Raw genomic sequence first — 19828 nt, forward strand, 5'->3', positions numbered from 1 at the left:
GATCCCGGCTTGCCTTAACGCTAACCGCGGGGATGGTGCTCGGTGTGCAGGCGCTTGAGGCGTTCGCGCGCCACGTGGGTATAGATCTGGGTGGTCGAGATATCGGCGTGACCCAGCAGCAGTTGCACCACGCGCAGGTCGGCGCCATGGTTGAGCAGGTGCGTGGCGAACGCGTGGCGCAGCGTGTGCGGCGACAGCGGCCCGGTGATGCCGGCTTTCTTGGCGTGCTTCTTGATCAGGATCCAGAACATCTGGCGCGTCATCGGGCCGCCCCGGCTGGTGACGAACAGGGCGTCGTCCATCTGGCCATTGAGGATGATGCCGCGCGCATCCTTCAGGTAGCGCTCGATCCAGCGCCGCGCCTCTTCGCCGAACGGCACCAGGCGCGTCTTGCTGCCCTTGCCCGTCACCCGCAGCACGCCGTCATTCAGGCTGACTTCGACCAGCTTCAGGGCCACCAGTTCCGACACCCGTAAACCGCTGGCATACATCAGCTCGAGCATCGTGCGTTCGCGCAGGCCCAGTGGCGTGGCGACATCGGGCGCAGCGAGCAGCGCCTCGACCTGGCTTTCGTTTACCGTGTGCACGAACCGGGTCGGCTGGCGCGCCGAGGCCATCTTCAGGCACGGGTCGACATCGATCCGGTTGCGGCGCAGCGCCAGCCCATAGAAGCGCTTGAGCACCGACAGCCGGCGGTTGGCCGTGCTCGGGCGCGAGTCGGGATGGCGGTCAGCAAAATACGCAGCCAGGTCGTCCGCGCCGACGGCCAGCAGGCCACGCTCGGGCTGGCGCGCGTGCAGCCAGGTGGCGAACAGGCGCATGTCGCGGCGGTAAGCGTCGAGCGAGTTCTTGGCCAGGCCCTCTTCCAGCCAGAGCGTGTCGCAGAACTCGTCGATCAGGGCCAGATCGACTGTTGTTGCCATGGGCTTGCGGTGGCGCCTTCATGGCGCAGCAACCAGCGTTTGACGGACAAATGGAAGCCGTTTTCGTCATCCTGGTTGGCAAAGCCGCCCAGGCCGCCGGTGGCGGTGACGCGATGGCACGGGATCACGAGCGGGAACCGGTTGGCGCCGCAGGCCTGGCCGACGGCGCGCGGGGCCGAGCCGATCATGCGCGCCACGTGCCCGTAGGTGTGCACGGCGCCGCGCGGGATCGCGTGGATGTGCTGCCAGACCTTGCGCTGGAATTCGGTGCCGGCTTCCAGCAGCGGCAGGTCGAACACGACATCAGGATCCTGCAGGTAGCGCGCGACCTGCTGCGCTGCCTGCTCGGCAAGCGCGCTGTCGGCGCTTTTCTCAGTGAACGATGGCGGCAGGTAGACCAGCTCGCATACCTTGTCGTCGGCCGTGCGAATACCCAGCGCGCCAAAGGGCGCCGGTACGATGGCGTTGAACAACAGGGAGGCGCGATCTGGCTTCATGGCGACGGTTGGCAGTGCGCGGTAGCGGGACCATCCCGCTGGCAGGCACTCCGGCATCTTACCCGCCGCAGCGCGTGTGCGGCCAGTCGTTTGGCATCAGGAAATAAAAAACAGGCAAAAAAAAGCGCACCATCTGGTGCGCTCCAATTCGGGTCACGTTCCCGGTCGTTTGGCAGTGCCAACGACTTCTGTAAAACGTGGTGTCTCCTCGAATATTCTCCGGTACGAGTACCGTTCTTATAGCAATGCTCCCCCAAAACCTGTACTGCTTGTTGCTGGCACTGCACCGCACCACTTCAGTGCGTATGAGCGCCATGATAACGCAAATGCTTATAGAAAATGTATCTTTTAGGTCACAAAATCAGAAAATTGTTTTACTTATAAACAAAATGCCTTGGTGACCAGACACTTACGCTCACCGTGCAACTTCGCGCAGGATAGCATGTACCGTCTCCTTGCCGATCCTGTTTTCCATCTGGCCGTACACGGGCTGCAATGCGCGGCGCCATTCGGCCTGCTGGGCAGGATTGAGCGTATGGATCACGGTGGTGCCGGCCTTGCGGATCTTTTCCATCGACTCATCATTGGCGCGCTGGGCAATCTGCTTTTCGTACACGGTCGCTTCGCGCATCGCGCGCGCCAGAATCGTGCGGGTCGCTGCCGGCAAGCCGTCCCAGAATTTCTTGTTGACGATCACGGCGTAACCCAGATAGCCGTGGTTCGACACAGTCAGGTGTTTCTGCGTTTCGTGCATGCGCTGCGTGTACATGTTCGACGGCGTGTTTTCGGTGCCTTCCACCACGCCATCGCGCAGCGCCGGGGCGGCTTCGGAAAACGCCAGCACCATCGGCTGCGCGCCCAGCGCCCGCATCTGCGCATCGAGCACCATGGACGCCTGGATACGCATGCGCACACCGTCGAAATCCTTCAGCGCGATCAGCGGCTGATTGGCCGACATGACCTTGAAACCGTTGTCCCAGAAGGCCAGGCCGGTGATGCCCTTCGGTTCGAGCTTGCGCAGCAGCTCGCGCCCGATGCGCCCTTCCGTCACCTTGTACAGCGCCGCCTTGTCCGGAAAAATATACGGCAAGTCGAACGCTTCGAATTCGCGCACGCCCAGCGGCGAGAACTTGGCCAGCGACGGCGCGAGCATCTGCACGGCGCCCAGTTGCAGGGCCTCGAGTTCTTCGCGGTCCTTGTACAACTGGCTGTTTGGATAGACTTCCACCCTGACCTGGCCACGCGTCATTTGCTCGGCCAGCGCCTTGAACCGCTCGGCGGCGCGGCCCTTGGGCGTATCCGGCGCCACCACGTGACTGAACTTGATCACGATCGGCCCCTGTGCCCAGGCATTCATACTGGCGGCTGCGGCCAACACGGCGCACAGCGCGCGCATGGCCAGGGAATTGAGTTGCATGACGGTTCGATTCTTCCTGATGAAACGTTACACTGGCACATGCCGCATTGCCCGCCATCGCGGCGATGCCACGATGCGCCCGACAGTGTAACCAAAACAGGACCTTGCATGAAATTTCCATTCATCCAGCCCGGGGCGACAGACGACCTGGACGCCGAGCCCGAGCCGCGCGCGCGCTCGCGCGGCTGGCGCTTCCTGCGCTGGATGGTGCCGATCCTGCTGGTCCTGCTGTTTTTGGCCGTGCTGATCTGGCTGCCATGGCAGGCGCGCCAGATGGAAAGCAACGATCGGCAAGAGCAATTGATTGCCGATACGCTGTGGGTCGAGCAGACGCTGCGCTTCGAGCTGGCGCGCAGCGAAGAAGCGCTGGCCGCCCTCGGCGCCGACCTCGTCGTCGCGCCGCTGCCGCCGGCCAAGCTGACGGCGCGCTTTCGCCAGATGTTTACCAATGGCCCCGAACTGGTGCGCGTGGTCTGGAGCGATGCCGACGGCGTCCAGCAAGCCATCCACGGCAGCGACCTGCCTGCCGCCGGCCTGCCCGCTGCCACCGTGCTGGCCGGCGAAATGGCGCGCTCGATCCGGCGCGGCCGCTACAGCGTGCCGTATGGCGCCACGGCGTCGACCCACGGCGTGATCGATTATTACCTGCCACTGTTTCGCGGCGGCCAGTTCGCCGGCAGCCTGGTGGCGACCTACAGCCTGCAAGTGCTGCTGGATGAAACGGTGCCGTGGTGGTTCGCCCAGGACAATGCGCTGACGCTGCTCGACCGTAACGAATTGCCGGTGGCGCGCCGCGCATCGGGCGGCCCGGGCCGCAACGTCTACACGCACCAGCGCGAGCTCGACCTGCCCGGCGCCCAACTGGTGCTGTCGACCAATAGCGTCAAGCGCGCGCCGCAATTGCTGCCCAATCTGCTGGTCGGCTCGGTGATCGTGCTGGCGCTTGGCTTGTTGATGAGTCTGGCGGCGCTGTGGCGCCACATCTCGCGCACACTGGCGGCCGAAGCTGCGCTGCGCCAGCAGATGGCGTTTCGCACGGCCATGGAAAACTCGCTGATCACGGGCTTGCGCGCGCGCGACCTCGAAGGCCGCGTGACGTACGTGAACCGCGCCTTCTGCCAGATCGTCGGCCTGTCGCAAGAAGAATTGATTGGCAAGAAGCCGCCGATGGCGTACTGGGCGCCGGAAGCGATGGCCGAATACGAAGACCGCTTCCAGGGCATCCTGTCGGGCAAGGTCACGCCGCAGTTCGAGACCGTGTTCCAGCGGCCCGACGAAGTGCGGGTGCCGGTGCTGGTGTTCGAGTCGCCGCTGGTCGACGTCGACGGGCGCCATACCGGCTGGATGAGCTCGGTGCTCGACATCACCGATCGCAAGCGCGTCGAAGAACTCAACCGCCAGCAGGAAGAAAAGCTGCAGGCCAGCGCGCGCCTGGCCACGATGGGCGAGCTGTCGTCGATGCTGGCGCATGAACTGAACCAGCCGCTGGCCGCCATCTCGAGCTATACCGTTGGCGCGCTGAACATGCTCGACCGCGCCGCCGGCGCCGGCCAGGAAGTCAAGCCCGGCATGCTGCGCCACGCACTGGAACAGGCGCGCCAGCAAGCCCAGCGCGCCGGGCACATCATCCGCAGCGTGCACGAGTTCGTCAAGAAACGCGAACCGCTGCGCCAGGAACTGACGATCCGCAGCGTCATTGCCAGCGTGCACGCACTGATCGAATTGCAGGCGCGCCAGGCCGGCGTGGTGCTGCGCGTGCACTTGCCACCAGGCTTGCCGCCGGTGCTGGCCGACCGCGTCCTGCTCGAGCAGGTGCTCCTGAACCTCACGCGCAACGGCATCCAGGCCATGCAGGACACCGTGCCGGACCAGCGCGTGCTGCGCATCGAGGCAGCGCACATCGACGACCAGGTGGCCGTCTCGGTGATCGACCGCGGCCATGGCATTTCGGCCGAAGTGGCCGAGCGGCTGTATTCGCCGTTCTATTCGACCAAGGCCGAGGGCATGGGGATGGGGCTGTCGATCTGCCGCACGGCGATCGAGTTCCATGGCGGCACGCTGAGCCACGCGCCGTACCCGCCCGGGGGCACCGTGTTCACATTTTCGCTGCCGGCGCAGGCGGCAAGCCGGGCGGTCGGCTAGAATCGCGTGCGGCGCCCTGCCCGACTATTACGGAGACCCCCATGCTGCACATCGTCGACGACGAAGAAGTCATACGCGATTCGCTCGCCTGGCTGGCGCAATCGCGCGGCCTCAACGCGCGCAGCTATCCCGGCGGCCAGGAATTTCTCGACGTCATCAAGGACCTCGACGTCAGCGGCGACTGCGTTCTGCTCGACGTGCGCATGCCCGGCATGAACGGCATTGCCGTGTTCGACCAGTTGATCGGTCGCGGCCTGTTGCCGCGCCTGCCGGTGATTTTTCTGACCGGCCACGGCGAGGTGCCAATGGCGGTCGACTCCCTCAAGCGCGGCGCTTTCGATTTCTTCGAGAAACCGTTCAACGACAATGTCTTGATGGACCGCGTGGAAGAAGCGCTGGCCGCCTCGCGCAAGGCGGCCACCTCCGCTGCAGTGCAGGCGCGGCTGGCGACGCTGTCCACGCGCGAACGCGAGGTGCTCGACCTGATCCTGGCCGGCATGATGAACAAGGTCGTGGCCGACAAGCTCGGCATCAGCATGCGCACGGTCGAGGTGCACCGGGCCCATATCTTCGACAAGATGCAGGTCAAGACGGCGGTCGAACTGGCCGGCCTGCTCAAGTAAATACCAGCGGCGCGCTCGCGCTGCCTTCACACTGTCTTCATTTCCTGCGCGTAAAGGGTCTGAAGGGTGCGCAACAGCCTTGTAAAATAAGGCGCAGTCAGCATTATCTGTTGATGAAGCTGATAGCAATGCGGAGCAATTGTTCTGGCGAAATGATCCGCTGACCATCCAGCGCCCACCGCCAGCCCAGGTAATTGGGCAGGTAGCGCGACGCCACGCCATGAAAGCCCTGTAACCAGGCCTTGAAGCGATGGTGGTAAGCGTTCACGTTCTGCACATGGATGGCAAGGCTGCCCAGACGCCGCACACGCACACTTGCGCGCAGATTGACCGTCTCGTGCGCGATCCTGTGCTTGCGTGCAAAAGCGCGGTACGCGGCATGGCTGTCACTGACCAGCAACGCCTGCCTGTTGAGCCTGGGCAGCAAGTCACGAGCGAGTTGCGCAGCGGTGAGTGCGCCGCGACCCGTGACGGCGTCGACCGTGCGTCCCTCGCGGTCGCGCGCGACCAGGATGCAGTCGAGTTCGCTGGAAATGCCCCGTTTGACCGCATGGCTGCCACGGTGGCGCGGTGGCCGATCGAGCGTGCGCGAACCTTTTTGTGATTCGAGCAGGAATGTTTCGTCAGCCTCGACGATGCCGTTAAGGACTGCGGGCCGGTCGAGCTTGACCCAATGCAGGAAGCGGTGGCGCCAGCGAAAGGCGGTGTTGCGGTGTACGCCGACCCGATCTGCGGCCTTGCGGACGGGGAGTGAATCGAGCATCACCTGCGAATACGCGAGCCATTTGGCCTTGAGCCGGAGTCGCGCCAGTGGCGTGCCGGTCAGATCGTTGAAGGTGCGGCCGCAGGCACAGCAGCGGTAGCGCTGCAAATCATTCGCGAACCCGTGCCGGTAGCAGCGCTCGTTGCCGCATCTGGGGCAGCAGCGGCCCGGCGCTCTGACCTCACTGATGAGCGCGACTACCTGATCGAGCCCGGCTGCAGGATACAGGGCATCAAGCACTTGCCGGCGCTGGGGTTGGTTCAGCGAAGGCAGTTTTGCAAACCAGCCCTTGAAACGTGGCGCTTTCATGATCGACTCCTGACGCTGAGGACAGGGGTTGGACCACTGGACTGCTCGTCAGTTCAAAGCGAGTCTCTATTTAACGTTGACTGCGCCTAAAATAATGTCTGAACGCGCCGCGGCCAGGGCGCCGCGATGCACAGGCTTTTTCAGGAAACGCGCATGAACGAAAAGACAGTTGCAGACAAGATGTTTTTACGCACGGCGACATCAATGCTCGTGCTCAATGGCCAAGCCAATCCGACCATGACGGCGCAGATGCCGGCCGACATCGTCAAACAAGGAGACGGGCCGTTCGACGTCATCCTGATGTTTTGCATGGGTCAGAACGACCTCGCGCACTACCTGCCGCTCGCCAAACAACAGCTGAGTGACACCGGCTCGCTCTGGATCGCGTACCTGAAGCAGACGGCCTCAAAGGCGACCGACATCAACCGTGACTCGATCAATGCCTATGCCAAAGAGCATGGGATTACCGGCGTGGCCATGATTTCGATGGATGGTGACTGGTCGGCGCTGCGCCTGAAACGCATCGCAGTCTAGGTGGCCGAATCGGGCCAGGCGCCATGGCGCGCCAGTGCCCACGCCACATGCTCGCGCACCAGTTCCGATGGATGATCGGCCCGCGCTTGCAGCGCCGCCACGATGGCCGCATCGCCGCGCAACTGCTGCGCCGCATTGCCCAGCCCTACCGCCAGATTGCGCAACCAGCGCTCGTGCCCGATGCGCCGGATCGGACTGCCTTCCATGCGCCGGTTGAATTCGGCTTCTTCCCACGCGAACAGGCCGATCAGGTCGCCCTCGCCCAGGCCGTTGCGCTCGTCGAAATCGGGCACCTGCGCCCGCTGCGCAAATTTGTTCCACGGGCACGCGACCTGGCAATCGTCGCAGCCGTAGATGCGGTTGCCGATCAGCGGGCGCAGCTCTTCGGGGATGCTGCTTTTCAGCTCGATCGTCAGGTACGAGATGCAGCGCCGCGCGTCGAGCTTGCCCGGGCCCAGGATCGCGCCGGTCGGGCACATGTCGATGCAGGCGGTGCAGCCGCCGCAATGCTTGCCGGTGGGCGGGTCGACCGGCAGCGGCAGGTCGATCAGGATCTCGCCGATGAAGAAGGTCGAGCCGGCCGCGCGCGACAGCAGCAGCGTGTGCTTGCCGCGCCAGCCCAGGCCGGCTTTTTCGGCCAGCGGCAACTCCATCACGGGCGCCGAGTCGGTAAACACGCGAAACCCGAACGGCCCGATGTTCTCCTGGATTTTTTCGGCCAGCGCCTGCAGGCGGTTGCGCAGCACCTTGTGGTAGTCGCGGCCCCGCGCATACACCGACACGACGGCCGCGTTCGGGTCAGCCTGGCGCAGGCGTTCCCCGGCGCGCCAGTCGCCCTGGCGTTCGGTCGGCAGATAGTCCATCCGCACCACGATCGCGCGCACGGTCCCGGGCACGAGTTCGGCCGGCCGCGCACGCTTCATGCCGTGGGTTGCCATATAATCCATCTCGCCGTGGTAGCCCGCATCCAGCCAGGCTTGCAAGCCTGCTTCGAGGTGCCCCAGATCGACATCGGCAATGCGCACGTCGGCAAAGCCCAGCCCCGCGCCCCATCCCTTGATGGCGCGCGCTAGCTGGGGCAGATCGACGGATGAGGTTGGGGAATCGGCCATACCGGGGTGGGAACACCACAAGAAAAGAACGCAGCAGAATGCAGTACAACACGCTATTTTATGCCATGCAGCCCATCAAAGCTCACCAGCACCACTATTTGCCGGACGAGCCGGCCACCAACGCACTTGGCGGCGCGCTAGCCCGCGCGCTGGCGCCCGGCCTCGTCATCTATCTGCACGGCGACCTGGGCGCCGGCAAGACCGCCCTTACACGCGCCCTGCTGCGCGCGCTGGGTCATACGGGCACGGTCAAGAGCCCGACCTACACGTTGTCGGAGCCGTACAACGTGATGCTTGACGACAATCCGCTGAGCGTGATCCACTACGATCTGTATCGCATGTCGAGTCCGGAAGAATTCCTGGACGCCGGCTTTCGCGAAGATTTTGACGGCCACAACGTCTGCATCGTCGAATGGCCCGAAAAAGGCGAGCCCGTGTTACCGCCGCCGGACATCCGTTTACTGCTGAGCGTCAGCGGAAACGGCCGTGCTGTAGAATTGCAAGCGTTGTCTGAATTAGGCCTGCTATGCCTCGATCGTCTCGCTTTCCCCCCGCCGCCCCAGTAACCACTGCGTCCGCACGCCGCCGCGTCATGCTCAAGGCCGGCGGCACGCTGCTGCTGTCCGTCGTCGCGCCGCTGCCCGTCAGCGCCAACCAGATCCTGGCAGTACGTGTCTGGCCCGCGCCCGAATACACCCGCGTCACGCTCGAAAACGACACCAACCTCAAGACCGAGCACTTCCTGATTCCCGATCCGCCGCGCCTGGTCGTCGACATCGACGGCCTGGGCTTGAGCACTACGCTCAAGAGCCTGGTGGCCAAGATCGAATCGAACGACCCGTATATCAAGCAGGTGCGCGTGGGCCAGAACCGGCCAAACGTCGTGCGCCTGGTGTTCGATCTCAAGGCCGAGGTCAAGCCGCAGGTGTTTACGCTCGCGCCCGTGGCCGGCTACCAGCACCGCCTGATCTTCGACCTGTACCCGGTCACGCCCGTCGACCCGATCGCGGCGATGATCGAAAGCGGCGAATGGAGCACCGGCCCGACCAAGACCGTGGCAGCCGGCACGCCGGCGCTGGGCGATCCGGTGTCCGGCCCGCCGGGCGCCACGATGCCAGCCACCGTGCTGCCGCCGTCCGGGGCCATCAGCCCGGGCACGGCCGCCGCAGCAGGCGCCATCGTCGCCGCCACGCCGCCGGTACAGATTCCGACGCCGCCGCCAGTGGCGCCGCGCACCCAGCCGAACGCCGCGCCGGACGCCATCGCCCGGCTCGAATCCGAGATCTCGGGCCTGCGCGGTACACCGCCGGCCCAGGCAGTGCAGCCCACGCCTGGCAGGGCCAGCGCGCGCCAGCCGCAGAAAGTGGCGCGCATGGTCACCATCGCGCTCGACCCGGGCCACGGCGGCGAAGACCCGGGCGCGATCGGCGCCAACGGCAGCCGCGAGAAAGACATCGTGCTCGAAGTGGCCAAGCGCCTCAAGACCAAGCTCGAACAGCTGCCCAACACGCGCGTGATGCTGACGCGCGACGGCGACTTCTTCGTGCCCCTGAACACCCGCGTGCAAAAGGCGCGCAAGGTGCAGGCCGACCTGTTCGTGTCGATCCACGCCGACGCCTGGGTCTCGCCAACGGCAAGCGGCTCATCGGTGTTCGTGCTGTCCGAAAAAGGCGCCAGTTCCAGCGCCGCGCGCTGGCTGGCCAGTGACCAGAACCGGGCCGACCTCGTGGGCGGCGTGAACCTGGCCGGCGGCAGCGCTGACAAGCAGCTTGCCAGCGTGCTGTTCGACCTGTCGACGACGGCGCAGATCAACGACAGCCTCAAGCTCGGCAAGGCCGTGCTGCGGGAAATCGGCGGCATCAACCGGTTGCACAAGGCGTCGGTCGAGCAGGCCGGCTTTGCCGTGCTCAAGGCGCCGGACATCCCATCGATCCTGGTCGAAACAGCGTTCATCTCGAACCCGCAAGAAGAAGCACGCCTGAACGACAACGGCTACCAGGATCAACTGGCCAACGCCATCACAAACGGCATCCGCCGTTATTTCGCCGACAACCCGCCGATGGCCAAGAGCCGCCAGACCTGACATGGACCACATCACTTTCGGGCAACTGCCCGCGATCCGCATCACGGCGCCCGACGGCGCCACCGCCGTCGTCACGCTGTACGGCGCGCACCTGGTCTCGTGGCATGGGGCCGATGGTGGCGAGCGCGTGTTTCTGAGCGCCCGCTCGGCGCTCGACGGCAGCCGCGCGATCCGTGGCGGCGTGCCGGTCATCTTTCCGCAGTTCGCCGAGCGCGGCGACGGCATGCGCCATGGCTTTGCCCGCGTGTCCACCTGGCGCCTGGAAGACAGCGGCGTCGAGGATGGCGCGGCGTGGGCCGTGTTTGGTTTGAACGAGGCCGATCTGCCGCCAGCACTGGCAGGCGCGTGGCCGCACCGGTTCGCGCTGCAACTGCGCGTGGCCGTGCGCGCCAACGAACTGATCATGGCGTTGAATGTGCGTAATACGGGCGACGCAGCGTTTCCGTTTGCGGCGGCGCTGCACAGCTATCACCTCGTGCCGCACCTGGCCGACGTGCGTATCGAAGGGCTCGAAGCAGGCACGCTGTCGATCGCCGACAAGCTCGACGTGGTGTACGAACAGGTCGACGACACCATCTTCCTGGGCACCTGGGCGCGCGTGCTGACGCTCGAGCAGGAAGGCTTTTCCGATGCGGTCGTGTGGAATCCGGGCGCAGCCGACACGGCGGCGTTGCCGGACATGGAAGATGAAGAGTATCAGCGCTTCGTCTGCATCGAACCGGCGCAGCTGACGCCGGTGCAGCTCGAACCCGGCGCGGCCTGGGAAGGCCGCTACCGGGTCAGCTGAGCGCCGTTACATCGCGCAGTTACATTGATTCCTTGATCATCCGTCCATTGCTCGGCTGCACAGGCCGCGCATTGTACGGATACAGCCGCGAGAACAGCGCCATCTGTTGCGGCGAGGCCGTCATCGGCTGCTTCATCACGATCCACAGCACATTCTCGGTACAGGGCGGCTCGCTGAGCGACCCCATGTACGTGAAGTAGTCGCGCCGCGTCGGCAGGATCTCGTTCACGTTCAGCACGATCGATGGCGTCACGGTCGTCAGCTTTTCCAGCGGCAGGTTGTTCCACACAGTCTGGATCATCGGATTGGCATCGCCTCGCTCGAGCGGCACCGCCAGCACGGCGATCTTGTTGTCGTAGCTCTTGTGCACCAGGTGCACCACCATCTCGGTGCCGCGGCCATTCACACGTTCTTCGCCCGGCCGGTGAAAGTGAAACTGCTGCAGCTCATACGTGGTGCCGCCCACGGTCAGGAAATTTCCGCCCGCGACATTGACCTGCACCGTGTGGCCGTTATCGATCTCGTTGAACGAGCTCGGCTGATAGTCGAACGTGATCTGCTCGAGGTTGACCTTGATGCCGTCGCGCAGGTCGATCGGCGACTGGCGATTGCCCGCATTGCAGGCTGCCCACGCGGTATTGATCTTGGACCAGTTCTCGGGCCCGAACTCGCCGTCATAACTCCAGTGCGTGCCGTTCTTCGGTTTGGCCGCTTCAACGGCCACGGCCGCCACCATCGCGGCTTCGCGCTTGCGACGTGCGTCGGCCGCCTTGCGAGCGCGCGCGGCTTCTTCGGCGCGCAGGGCCTGCTTGGCGCGCAGCTCGGCGAGCTTTTCGGCGATGCGCACCGACAGGTCGACCTCGGTATCCTCCTCGGATTTCGCGGGCGCAGCGGCGGCGGCAGCAGCAACAGGTGCAGCAGCGGGCTTGAGGTTCGGCCGAATGGACGCGATCGCAGGCTTGGCCGGCTCGGCCACGGGCTTGGCGGTCTTCGGTGTCGGTTCGTTCGCCTGTGCCAGGGCGGTGACCAGGCCCAGCGTACATAGTGCGATCAGGTTACGCATGTGATTTTCGGATAGTTTGATTCTCTCCATCCTTTATCGGACCGGGGGCGGGTAACTTGAGTGCGCTGCGGCAACATCAGACATTTAATGTCCGGATCGGCTGGTTTGCTGGCCTGCGCGACAACACCTCATACCATCCTTGCATCACCCGCCCCACGCCCTTTGCCCTCGATTACAATTGCCCGATACTTATAAAGGCGGCGCCGCCGCGACAGGGAGAGCAGATGCAGGCAGTGTCATCAACAAAGAACACGATCCATGCAACCGTCGGCGCGGCGCTGTGCGCACTGCTGACCATTGCCAGCGCGCACGCCGCAGCGGCCAAGGCGGAGCAGGAATTGCCGCCCCGGCTGACAGTGGCCGATGTCGTCAAGGCATCCAAGCCGACCGAATGGCGCGCGCTCGACCCCGAGAACACGATGTACATCGAACTGCCAACGGGCCGCGTCGTCATCGAACTGGCGCCGCGCTTCGCGCCGAATACGGTGGCCAATATCCGCGCGCTGGTACGCGAGCGCTACTTCGACGGCTTGTGGGTGATGCGCGCGCAGGATGGCTTCGTCGTGCAATGGGGCGACCCGGATGAAGAAAAACCGCGTCCGTTCAAGGCCGCCAGGACCGTGGCCGCCGAATTCACCGTTCCGTACACGAAGAGCGACCCCTTCACGCGCCTGAAGGAACGCGACGTCTACGCGCCGCAGGTCGGCCACGTCGATGGCTTTCCCGTTGCGCGCAATCCGGCCACCCGGCAAACCTGGCTGCCGCACTGCTACGCGATGATCGGCGTGGCGCGCGACAACGGCGCCGATACCGGCAATGGCTCTCAGCTCTACACCGTGATCGGCCATGCGCCGCGCCACCTAGACCGCAACATCACGGTCGTGGGCCGCATCGTGGCCGGCATGCCGCTGCTGACCGTCATGCCGCGCGGGACCGGCGCCTCGGGCTTCTACGAGAAGGCCGAACAGCGCACGCCGCTCGCCAGCGTGCGCATGGCGGCCGACGTGCCGCCCGCCGAGCGCAGCAAGCTCGAAGTCATGCGTTCGGACAGCGCTGCTTTCCAGGCCGTGATCGACGCCCAGCGCAACCGCGGCGGACCGTGGAGCAAGGTCGCGGCCGGCGCGATCGACCTGTGCAACGTGCCGATTCCCGTGCGCGAGCAGCCTTGAAGCGATAGGGGCGGCGGTCCAATTTGCAGCCGGGGACGATCCGGCGCTTTTTGGGCGGGCTATAATCTGCGGATGAACGCCCCTGCCCCGACCATCCGCCCCATCCAGCAGCTTCCCGACCAGCTCATCTCGCAGATCGCCGCCGGCGAAGTGGTCGAGCGGCCCTCGGCCGTCGTCAAGGAGTTGCTGGAAAACGCGCTCGACGCCGGTTCGACGACGATCACCATCCGCCTGGAAGAAGGCGGCGTCAAGCGCATCGCCATCACCGACAACGGCCGCGGCATCGCGCCGGATCAGCTGCCCCTTGCGCTGTCGCGCCACGCAACGTCCAAGATCGCCTCGCTGAGCGACCTGGAAAACGTGGGCACGCTGGGCTTTCGCGGCGAAGCGCTGGCCTCGATCGCGTCGGTCGCCTCGGTGCGCGTGACCTCGCGCACGGCCGACGCCGCGCATGCGTTCGAGATCGTCGGCTCGCACGAAGGCGTGGTGGCGCCATCGTCGGGCGCCTGCGGCACCACGATCGACGTGCAGGACCTGTACTTCAATACGCCGGCGCGGCGCAAGTTCCTCAAGTCCGAGCAGACCGAATACGCGCACTGCGCCGAAGTCGTGCGCCGCATCGCGCTGTCGCGCCCGGACGTTGCCTTCAGCCTGTCGCACAACGGGCGCACGATCGACCACTGGAATGTCAGCGAAGCGGCCAAGCGCAGCGCCCACATCCTGGGCAACGATTTTGCCGAAGCGCGCCTGGCGCTCGACGAAGCGGCCGGCCCGCTGCACCTGCATGGCTACGTCGGCCTGCCGACCGCTTCCAAGGCGCGCGCCGACGGCCAGTTCTTCTACGTGAACGGGCGCTTTGTGCGCGACAAGGTGCTGGTGCACGCGGTCAAGGCGGCGTACCAGGACGTGTTGCACGGCGACCGCTTCCCGGCCTATGTGCTCTCGCTCGACCTCGACCCGGCGCTGGTCGACGTCAACGTGCATCCGTCGAAGACCGAGGTGCGCTTTCGCGACAGCCGCGCGGTGCACCAGTTCGTGTTCCACGCGGTGCAGCGCACGCTGGCGCAGACGTCGGCCACCGCGCACGGCAGCGTGCCGGGGCCGATGACGGCTGCCGAGGTGCGCCCGAGCGGCACGCCGCTATGGCAAATCTCGCAACTGTCGCAGTCGCCGTCGCAGCAGCAGCGCCCGCACGAGCAGACCTCGTTCGGCGCGCAGTTGACGCAGACCTTCTCGCCGTCGCCGTACGCAGCGGGCAGCCGCTGGGACGATGCGGCCACGGGTGGCGGCGTGCCCCAACGCCTGGAAGCCTACGGCGCGCTGTTTGCGTCCGACGCGGCCAGCAGTTCGTCTGGCACTGCCTCGAGCCCGGCGCCAGTGCCGGTGCCGATGGCGGCAGCCGACAAGCCGCTGTCGAACGACGACTTCCCGCTCGGCTTCGCCCTGGCCCAGCTGCACGGCATCTACATCCTGGCGCAGAACACGCGCGGCCTGGTGCTGGTCGACATGCACGCGGCGCACGAGCGCATCCTGTACGAGCAGATCAAGAATGCGCTGGACGCCCAGGCGCAGGGCCAGGAAATGCAGGTGCAGGCGCTCTTGATCCCGGTGACGTTCTACGCCGACGCGATGGAGGTCGCCACCGTGCACGAGCACGCGGACACGCTGGCAACGCTGGGCTTCGATATCGCGGCCCTGTCGCCGACCACGCTGGCAGTGCGCAGCGTGCCGACGCTGCTCAAGAACGCCGATGCCCAGACGCTCGCGCGCGACGTGCTGCGCGACGTGCGCGAATTCGGCGGCTCGCGCGTGCTGATCGAACGGCGCAACGAGCTGCTGGGCACCCTGGCCTGCCACACGGCGGTGCGCGCCAACCGCATCCTGAGCCAGCCCGAAATGAACGCGCTGCTGCGCCAGATGGAAAGCACCGAGCGCGCCGACCAGTGCAACCACGGCCGCCCGACCTGGGTGCAGCTCGAGATTTCTGCGCTCGACAAGCTGTTCCTGCGCGGTCAGTGATGATGGACATGCACACACCACTGGCCGTGGCCATCATGGGCCCGACCGCCTCCGGCAAGACCGCGGCCGCCCTGCGCATCGCCCAAACGCGCCCCGTCGAAATCATCTCGGTCGACTCCGCCCTGGTGTATCGCGAGATGGATATCGGCACCGCCAAGCCCACACCCGACGAACTGGTCGCCGTGCCGCATCACCTGATCGACATCCTCGATCCGCTCGATGCGTATTCGGTCATGCAGTTCCGCAACGATGCGATCCGGCTGGTGGCCGAGATCACGGCGCGCGGCGCGCTGCCGCTGCTGGTGGGCGGCACGATGATGTATTTCAAGGGCCTGGTCGAGGGGCTGGACGACTTGCCGACCGCCGACGTGGCGCTGCGCGCCGCGCTCGACGCCGAAGCGGCGCGCATCGGCTGGCCCGGCATGCACGACAAGCTGCGCGTGCTTGACCCCATCACCGCCGACCGGCTGGCGCCGAACGACGCCCAGCGCATCAACCGCGCGCTGGAAATCATCGAACTGACCGGCAAGCCGATGTCGGCGCTGCTGGCGCTGCGCACCAAGCCCGTGCTGCCGTTCAGGCTCGTGTCGTTCGGTCTGGAGACTGATGACCGCGCAGTACTGCACAAGCGCATCGCGCAGCGTTTCGATGCGATGCTGGGCACCCGCGACGACAGCGGGCTGGTGGCGGAGGTGGCGCGGCTGCGGGCGCGCGGTGACCTGTCGCCGCTGCTGCCGTCGATCCGCTGCGTGGGCTACCGCCAGGCCTGGGATTACCTCGACGGGCGCATCGACCGCGCCACGCTGCGCGAGACGGGCATCATCGCCACGCGCCAGCTGGCCAAGCGCCAGATCACGTGGCTGCGCGCGATGCCGGACCGGATCGTCATCGATTGCCTGGGGCCGGATCCGGCCGGCGCGATGCTGGCGCACCTTGCGCTGTTGGAAAATTGACATGCGCGGCGACTATTTGTGACCCACACGCCCCAGCGATCTTGACAGCCATCCACTCACGCCGGATAATACTTGCCGTTGCGGTGATATAGCTCAGTTGGTTAGAGCACAGCACTCATAATGCTGGGGTCGGTGGTTCAAGTCCACCTATCACCACCAAAGATTTCAGGCGATGGCCTGGCTCCAACGAGTCAGGCCATTTTGCTTTTGCCCGTTCCGGTGATATAGCTCAGTTGGTTAGAGCACAGCACTCATAATGCTGGGGTCGGTGGTTCAAGTCCACCTATCACCACCAAGCTTCACTCTCGCAACAGAGAGCGCCAGAAACCGCAGTCCCCGCCACGGAGACTGCGGTTTTTTTGTGCCCTGCCCGTCCACGGCACGCAATGCCAGAATTTGGTCCCTGCGAATATATGCCCGGCCTGCACCACCGTGCATAATGAGACGGATAAATAGAAAAAAAGCGGCTCTATCTTATGGCGAACATCCGGCGCTCCCTGTTCATCAACTTTTTTACGTCGACCGGCGGAACGATTGTTCAGTTTGCCGTCACGCTGTTTCTGGCACGCGTACTGAGCCCCAGCGATATCGGCATCTATTCGATGACCATCGTGTTCATCAATATCGCGCATATTTTCCAGGACTTCGGCGTTGGCAGTTATCTGCAGCGTGAAAAAGAACTGACGCCGGAAAAGCTGCGCGCCGCCACGGGCGTGATTTTCACGACCTCGTGGTTGATTGCTGCGGCCATCTATGCCGGCAGCGACTGGTTTGGCGCATGGTTCAATGAACCGAAGATGATCCCCGTGATGAAAGTACTGGCGATTTGCTTCGTCTTCATCCCGTTTGGCTCGATCACCAATTCGCTGCTGATACGGGATTTTGCGGCTGGCAAGCAGGCATGGGTTACCGCAGTGAGTACAGCGACATCGGCAGCCACCTGCATTATCCTTGCCCTCATGGGTTTTGGCGCGCTGAGCATGGCGTGGGCCAATCTCGTCAATATCATCACGTGCGCCATCGCGTACATCCCTTTCCGCCCCAAATATCTTCCATGGATGCCCTCTTTCCGGCACTGGCGCGACGTCGTGCATTTTGGAATGAGCTCGCTTCTTACAAATTGCCTCAGCTCGATTAACAATTCGATTCCCGATATCCTTCTGGGGAAACTGGGCAATGCGACCCTGGTCGGCTTTTTCAGCCGGGCCAATTCGACCGTCACGATTTTTTTCCATATCGCCGGCAGCACGGCAAATTATGGCTCGGTGTCGTACATCGCTCAGGCGCACCACCGTGGCGAATCGGTCGGCACCTTGCTGAACAAGGCAACCTCGCTGCTGACCGGCATTGCCTGGACCGCGCTCGGACTGACGTATGTGTTCGCCACAGACATCATCACTGTGCTGTATGGCGAAAAATGGCTGCCCTCGGTGCCAGCCATCGACGGCTTGCTGGTAGCCTGCGCCATCGGCACGATCTTCAATTACTACCCTGCGGCCATGACAGCCATCGGCAGGCCGTTCCTGGCCTCGTTCCCGATCGTGGTCACGCTTGCCTCGCGCGTGGCCTTTGCCTTTGCCCTGTTTGACGGCAGTATTCGCAGTTTTTCGTGGGTGATTTGCGGCGCGACCATTGTTGCGATGCCCGTGCTGCTGATCCAGCAACGTATCTATTTTCGCCATCGGCTGTCGACGATGCTGGTGGCATTATGGCCCAGCGCTGCCGTCGCCCTCATTTGCATGGCGGGCGCCGCGATGCTCAAAATGGCGTTTCCTGCCTCATTCACACCGGTTCTCGTTCTTCTTGCCTCGGCCCTGCCCCTGGCATGCCTCTGGTATTTGTCACTTCGTATCACGGAGCATCCATTAACACCCGAGATCGATAAAATGCTGGCTGGGTTACGGGCGCGTATTGCATAAATACGGGACAATGCCAAGCTTATTTTTCTGGCATAGCGGATCAGTTGGTTTGCGGCGACAGAGACTTTATTTTGAGCTCAGCTGGTTCGCCTCAGTGATATTATAATAACAATTGTCATTGCCAAAAAAACCTGCCGTTATTTATCTTGGCAGACAATGTGAATTGTGTATCGTTTTTTGTGCAATTACACATTACCCTCTTCTACCAAGTGCCGCCCCGAGTTAATTGGCCAGAATGCCAGACCCTAAACATCCGCTGTCCCAGTACGTTTTTGTCGTATTTGCCGACGATTGGGGCCGGCATCCGTCCAGCTGCCAGCATTTATTCCTGAGGATTATTCCGCACGTCCAGGTTATTTGGGTGAATACCATTGGCCTTCGTACGCCGCGATTGAACCTGCATGATTTTAAAAGGACCATGCAGGTCATTCGTTCATGGATTCGGCCCGGCGCCAGACTCAGGGCGCGCTCGAAAGACCGGGGACGGCATGGTGTGAATGCCTGCTCCACCGCGGCGTCCAGGGATGCCGTGTTCCCGTATATCGTCAACCCGGTCATGTGGCCATCGTTCCAGGGGCCCACGTCCACTGCGCTGAATCACCACCTGCTGTCGGGCGCCGTGCATGAGGCGCTTCGACATGTGGCGCCGGGCAAGTATCCCATTCTGGTGAGTACGTCCCCCATCGTCCCAGGCCTCTTTCGCGATCATATTTTCATGCGGAAGGTCTATTATTGCGTCGATGATTTCACGCACTGGCATGGAATCAATGGCCCGGCCATGCAACGCCTGGAGCAAGAAACGCTGGATGCGTGCGATCTCATGATCGCCACGTCCACCTCGATTCTCGAAACCCGCTCCCCGTTTGCCAGTGCGTCGACCTTGCTGACCCATGGCGTGGACCTAGCGCATTTCTCGCGAGCCCAACCCGATCCTGCCAGCCCCCTGGCTGCCCTGCCCCATCCTTTGGTGGGCATGTTCGGCGTGTTCGACCAGCGTGTCGACGGCCAGGCGCTCAGGGCTGCCGCGCTGCTGTCACCGCAGGCAACCTTCGTGGTGCTGGGCCCGATCGTGGACCGGGATCCCGGTGAATTCTTCGATGTGCCCAATCTGCGCTTCTACGGCGCGGTGCCGTATGCCGACTTGCCCGGTCACGTCGCGCACTTCGACGTGTGCATTCTGCCTTACGTGGTCGACGCGTCGACCTGGAACATCAATCCGCTCAAGCTCAAGGAATACCTGGCCACGGGCAAACCCGTGATCACGTCGCCCCTTCCCGAGGCGGTTCGGCTGGCTGCCTACCTGACCCTGGCGGCGTCGGATGCGTTCCCCCAGGCAGTGGCGGCGGCGCTGGCCACGCTCGAATCGGGCGATGACGCGTATCCGAACGACGCACGCACGCGCCTCGACGACTTTCTCCAGAGCGAAAGCTGGGAGGCAAAAGCCGACCGCTTCCTGGCCGATGTCATGGACGATCTCTAAGCATTTATGACCGACCGCATCCGCATCCTTTGTAT

General features: G+C 64.1%; 17 protein-coding genes and 2 tRNA genes. 13 read left to right on the forward strand and 6 right to left on the reverse strand.

Annotation, left to right across the window (positions count from 1 at the left end; translation table 11 throughout):
- Positions 1 to 20: 20 nt before the first annotated feature.
- The 3 genes from xerD to ACZ0AJ_RS16335 form a co-directional block, all read right to left on the reverse strand.
- The gene (xerD, locus tag ACZ0AJ_RS16325) at positions 21 to 923 is read right to left on the reverse strand and encodes a site-specific tyrosine recombinase XerD (RefSeq protein WP_499455533.1); all 903 of its coding nucleotides are present in this window, start codon (positions 921 to 923) and stop codon (positions 21 to 23) included.
- On the reverse strand, positions 896 to 1420 hold the full coding sequence (locus ACZ0AJ_RS16330) for a methylated-DNA--[protein]-cysteine S-methyltransferase (protein ID WP_499455534.1): 525 nt from the start codon (positions 1418 to 1420) through the stop codon (positions 896 to 898). The genes xerD and ACZ0AJ_RS16330 overlap by 28 nt, the downstream gene beginning before the upstream one ends.
- A 415-nt stretch (positions 1421 to 1835) precedes the next feature.
- Positions 1836 to 2837 (reverse strand): TRAP transporter substrate-binding protein, encoded by a 1002-nt coding sequence (locus ACZ0AJ_RS16335; RefSeq protein ID WP_499455536.1) that lies wholly within the window; start codon positions 2835 to 2837, stop codon positions 1836 to 1838.
- A 108-nt stretch (positions 2838 to 2945) separates the two neighbouring features.
- Here ACZ0AJ_RS16335 and ACZ0AJ_RS16340 point away from each other — a divergent pair, with 108 nt between their 5' ends.
- Together ACZ0AJ_RS16340 and ACZ0AJ_RS16345 are read left to right on the forward strand one after the other, a co-directional pair.
- The gene (locus ACZ0AJ_RS16340; RefSeq protein ID WP_499455538.1) at positions 2946 to 4979 is read left to right on the forward strand and encodes a two-component system sensor histidine kinase NtrB; all 2034 of its coding nucleotides are present in this window, start codon (positions 2946 to 2948) and stop codon (positions 4977 to 4979) included.
- Between the two features lie 41 nt (positions 4980 to 5020).
- Positions 5021 to 5602, forward strand: a complete 582-nt coding sequence (locus tag ACZ0AJ_RS16345) for a response regulator transcription factor (RefSeq protein WP_183556360.1) — start codon at positions 5021 to 5023, stop codon at positions 5600 to 5602.
- Between the two features lie 103 nt (positions 5603 to 5705).
- On the opposite strand, the gene ACZ0AJ_RS16350 is transcribed toward ACZ0AJ_RS16345, so the two are convergent.
- The gene (locus tag ACZ0AJ_RS16350) at positions 5706 to 6674 is read right to left on the reverse strand and encodes an IS1595 family transposase (protein ID WP_499455539.1); all 969 of its coding nucleotides are present in this window, start codon (positions 6672 to 6674) and stop codon (positions 5706 to 5708) included.
- Positions 6675 to 6827: 153 nt separating this feature from the next.
- On the opposite strand from ACZ0AJ_RS16350, the gene ACZ0AJ_RS16355 reads away from it, so the two are divergent.
- On the forward strand, positions 6828 to 7208 hold the full coding sequence (locus tag ACZ0AJ_RS16355) for a DUF3052 family protein (protein ID WP_499455541.1): 381 nt from the start codon (positions 6828 to 6830) through the stop codon (positions 7206 to 7208).
- Here the strand turns inward: ACZ0AJ_RS16355 and queG are convergent.
- Positions 7205 to 8320 (reverse strand): tRNA epoxyqueuosine(34) reductase QueG, encoded by a 1116-nt coding sequence (queG, locus tag ACZ0AJ_RS16360; RefSeq protein ID WP_499455542.1) that lies wholly within the window; start codon positions 8318 to 8320, stop codon positions 7205 to 7207. The two genes, ACZ0AJ_RS16355 and queG, sit on opposite strands and share 4 nt — an antisense overlap.
- Before the next feature lie 65 nt (positions 8321 to 8385).
- Between queG and tsaE the strand changes: the two genes are divergently transcribed.
- The 3 genes from tsaE to ACZ0AJ_RS16375 are packed head-to-tail and all read left to right on the forward strand — an operon-like array spanning position 8386 to position 11190.
- On the forward strand, positions 8386 to 8886 hold the full coding sequence (tsaE, locus tag ACZ0AJ_RS16365) for a tRNA (adenosine(37)-N6)-threonylcarbamoyltransferase complex ATPase subunit type 1 TsaE (RefSeq protein WP_499455544.1): 501 nt from the start codon (positions 8386 to 8388) through the stop codon (positions 8884 to 8886).
- The gene (locus ACZ0AJ_RS16370) at positions 8847 to 10403 is read left to right on the forward strand and encodes an N-acetylmuramoyl-L-alanine amidase (RefSeq protein ID WP_499455546.1); all 1557 of its coding nucleotides are present in this window, start codon (positions 8847 to 8849) and stop codon (positions 10401 to 10403) included. The genes tsaE and ACZ0AJ_RS16370 overlap by 40 nt, the downstream gene beginning before the upstream one ends.
- 1 nt (position 10404) lies before the next feature.
- Complete coding sequence (locus tag ACZ0AJ_RS16375) at positions 10405 to 11190, forward strand: D-hexose-6-phosphate mutarotase (RefSeq protein WP_499455547.1); 786 nt, start codon at positions 10405 to 10407, stop codon at positions 11188 to 11190.
- A 19-nt stretch (positions 11191 to 11209) separates the two neighbouring features.
- Here ACZ0AJ_RS16375 and ACZ0AJ_RS16380 read toward each other — a convergent pair whose 3' ends face one another.
- Positions 11210 to 12253, reverse strand: coding sequence for a carbonic anhydrase (locus tag ACZ0AJ_RS16380; protein WP_499455548.1), 1044 nt, complete (start codon positions 12251 to 12253; stop codon positions 11210 to 11212).
- A gap of 224 nt (positions 12254 to 12477) precedes the next feature.
- Between ACZ0AJ_RS16380 and ACZ0AJ_RS16385 the strand changes: the two genes are divergently transcribed.
- From ACZ0AJ_RS16385 to ACZ0AJ_RS16415, 7 genes are all read left to right on the forward strand, one after another.
- Positions 12478 to 13422, forward strand: a complete 945-nt coding sequence (locus ACZ0AJ_RS16385) for a peptidylprolyl isomerase (RefSeq protein WP_499455550.1) — start codon at positions 12478 to 12480, stop codon at positions 13420 to 13422.
- 72 nt (positions 13423 to 13494) lie between these two features.
- Positions 13495 to 15441, forward strand: a complete 1947-nt coding sequence (mutL, locus tag ACZ0AJ_RS16390; protein ID WP_499455551.1) for a DNA mismatch repair endonuclease MutL — start codon at positions 13495 to 13497, stop codon at positions 15439 to 15441.
- 8 nt (positions 15442 to 15449) lie between these two features.
- Positions 15450 to 16394, forward strand: a complete 945-nt coding sequence (miaA, locus tag ACZ0AJ_RS16395; RefSeq protein ID WP_499455553.1) for a tRNA (adenosine(37)-N6)-dimethylallyltransferase MiaA — start codon at positions 15450 to 15452, stop codon at positions 16392 to 16394.
- Between the two features lie 82 nt (positions 16395 to 16476).
- Positions 16477 to 16553, forward strand: a tRNA-Met gene (locus ACZ0AJ_RS16400).
- A gap of 59 nt (positions 16554 to 16612) precedes the next feature.
- Positions 16613 to 16689, forward strand: a tRNA-Met gene (locus tag ACZ0AJ_RS16405).
- A gap of 181 nt (positions 16690 to 16870) precedes the next feature.
- Positions 16871 to 18313 carry an oligosaccharide flippase family protein gene (locus ACZ0AJ_RS16410; protein ID WP_499455554.1) on the forward strand — a complete coding sequence of 481 codons (1443 nt, stop codon included), beginning with the start codon at positions 16871 to 16873 and terminating at the stop codon, positions 18311 to 18313.
- A 493-nt stretch (positions 18314 to 18806) separates the two neighbouring features.
- Positions 18807 to 19793 carry a glycosyltransferase gene (locus ACZ0AJ_RS16415; protein WP_499455635.1) on the forward strand — a complete coding sequence of 329 codons (987 nt, stop codon included), beginning with the start codon at positions 18807 to 18809 and terminating at the stop codon, positions 19791 to 19793.
- Positions 19794 to 19828 lie beyond the last annotated feature (35 nt).

The sequence above is a fragment of the Telluria sp. AC161 genome, assembly GCF_979258535.1.

Excerpts from the sequence above, each read along its gene's own strand:
- ACZ0AJ_RS16335 (WP_499455536.1), bottom strand. The coding sequence starts at position 2,837 with ATGCAACTCAATTCCCTGGCCATGCGCGCGCTGTGCGCCGTGTTGGCC.
- xerD (WP_499455533.1), bottom strand. The coding sequence starts at position 923 with ATGGCAACAACAGTCGATCTGGCCCTGATCGACGAGTTCTGCGACACG.
- miaA (WP_499455553.1), top strand. The coding sequence starts at position 15,450 with ATGCACACACCACTGGCCGTGGCCATCATGGGCCCGACCGCCTCCGGC.
- ACZ0AJ_RS16370 (WP_499455546.1), top strand. The coding sequence starts at position 8,847 with ATGCCTCGATCGTCTCGCTTTCCCCCCGCCGCCCCAGTAACCACTGCG.
- ACZ0AJ_RS16355 (WP_499455541.1), top strand. The coding sequence starts at position 6,828 with ATGAACGAAAAGACAGTTGCAGACAAGATGTTTTTACGCACGGCGACA.
- ACZ0AJ_RS16345 (WP_183556360.1), top strand. The coding sequence starts at position 5,021 with ATGCTGCACATCGTCGACGACGAAGAAGTCATACGCGATTCGCTCGCC.
- mutL (WP_499455551.1), top strand. The coding sequence starts at position 13,495 with ATGAACGCCCCTGCCCCGACCATCCGCCCCATCCAGCAGCTTCCCGAC.
- ACZ0AJ_RS16330 (WP_499455534.1), bottom strand. The coding sequence starts at position 1,420 with ATGAAGCCAGATCGCGCCTCCCTGTTGTTCAACGCCATCGTACCGGCG.
- ACZ0AJ_RS16410 (WP_499455554.1), top strand. The coding sequence starts at position 16,871 with ATGGCGAACATCCGGCGCTCCCTGTTCATCAACTTTTTTACGTCGACC.
- queG (WP_499455542.1), bottom strand. The coding sequence starts at position 8,320 with ATGGCCGATTCCCCAACCTCATCCGTCGATCTGCCCCAGCTAGCGCGC.
- ACZ0AJ_RS16375 (WP_499455547.1), top strand. The coding sequence starts at position 10,405 with ATGGACCACATCACTTTCGGGCAACTGCCCGCGATCCGCATCACGGCG.
- ACZ0AJ_RS16385 (WP_499455550.1), top strand. The coding sequence starts at position 12,478 with ATGCAGGCAGTGTCATCAACAAAGAACACGATCCATGCAACCGTCGGC.
- ACZ0AJ_RS16380 (WP_499455548.1), bottom strand. The coding sequence starts at position 12,253 with ATGCGTAACCTGATCGCACTATGTACGCTGGGCCTGGTCACCGCCCTG.
- ACZ0AJ_RS16350 (WP_499455539.1), bottom strand. The coding sequence starts at position 6,674 with ATGAAAGCGCCACGTTTCAAGGGCTGGTTTGCAAAACTGCCTTCGCTG.
- tsaE (WP_499455544.1), top strand. The coding sequence starts at position 8,386 with ATGCAGCCCATCAAAGCTCACCAGCACCACTATTTGCCGGACGAGCCG.
- ACZ0AJ_RS16340 (WP_499455538.1), top strand. The coding sequence starts at position 2,946 with ATGAAATTTCCATTCATCCAGCCCGGGGCGACAGACGACCTGGACGCC.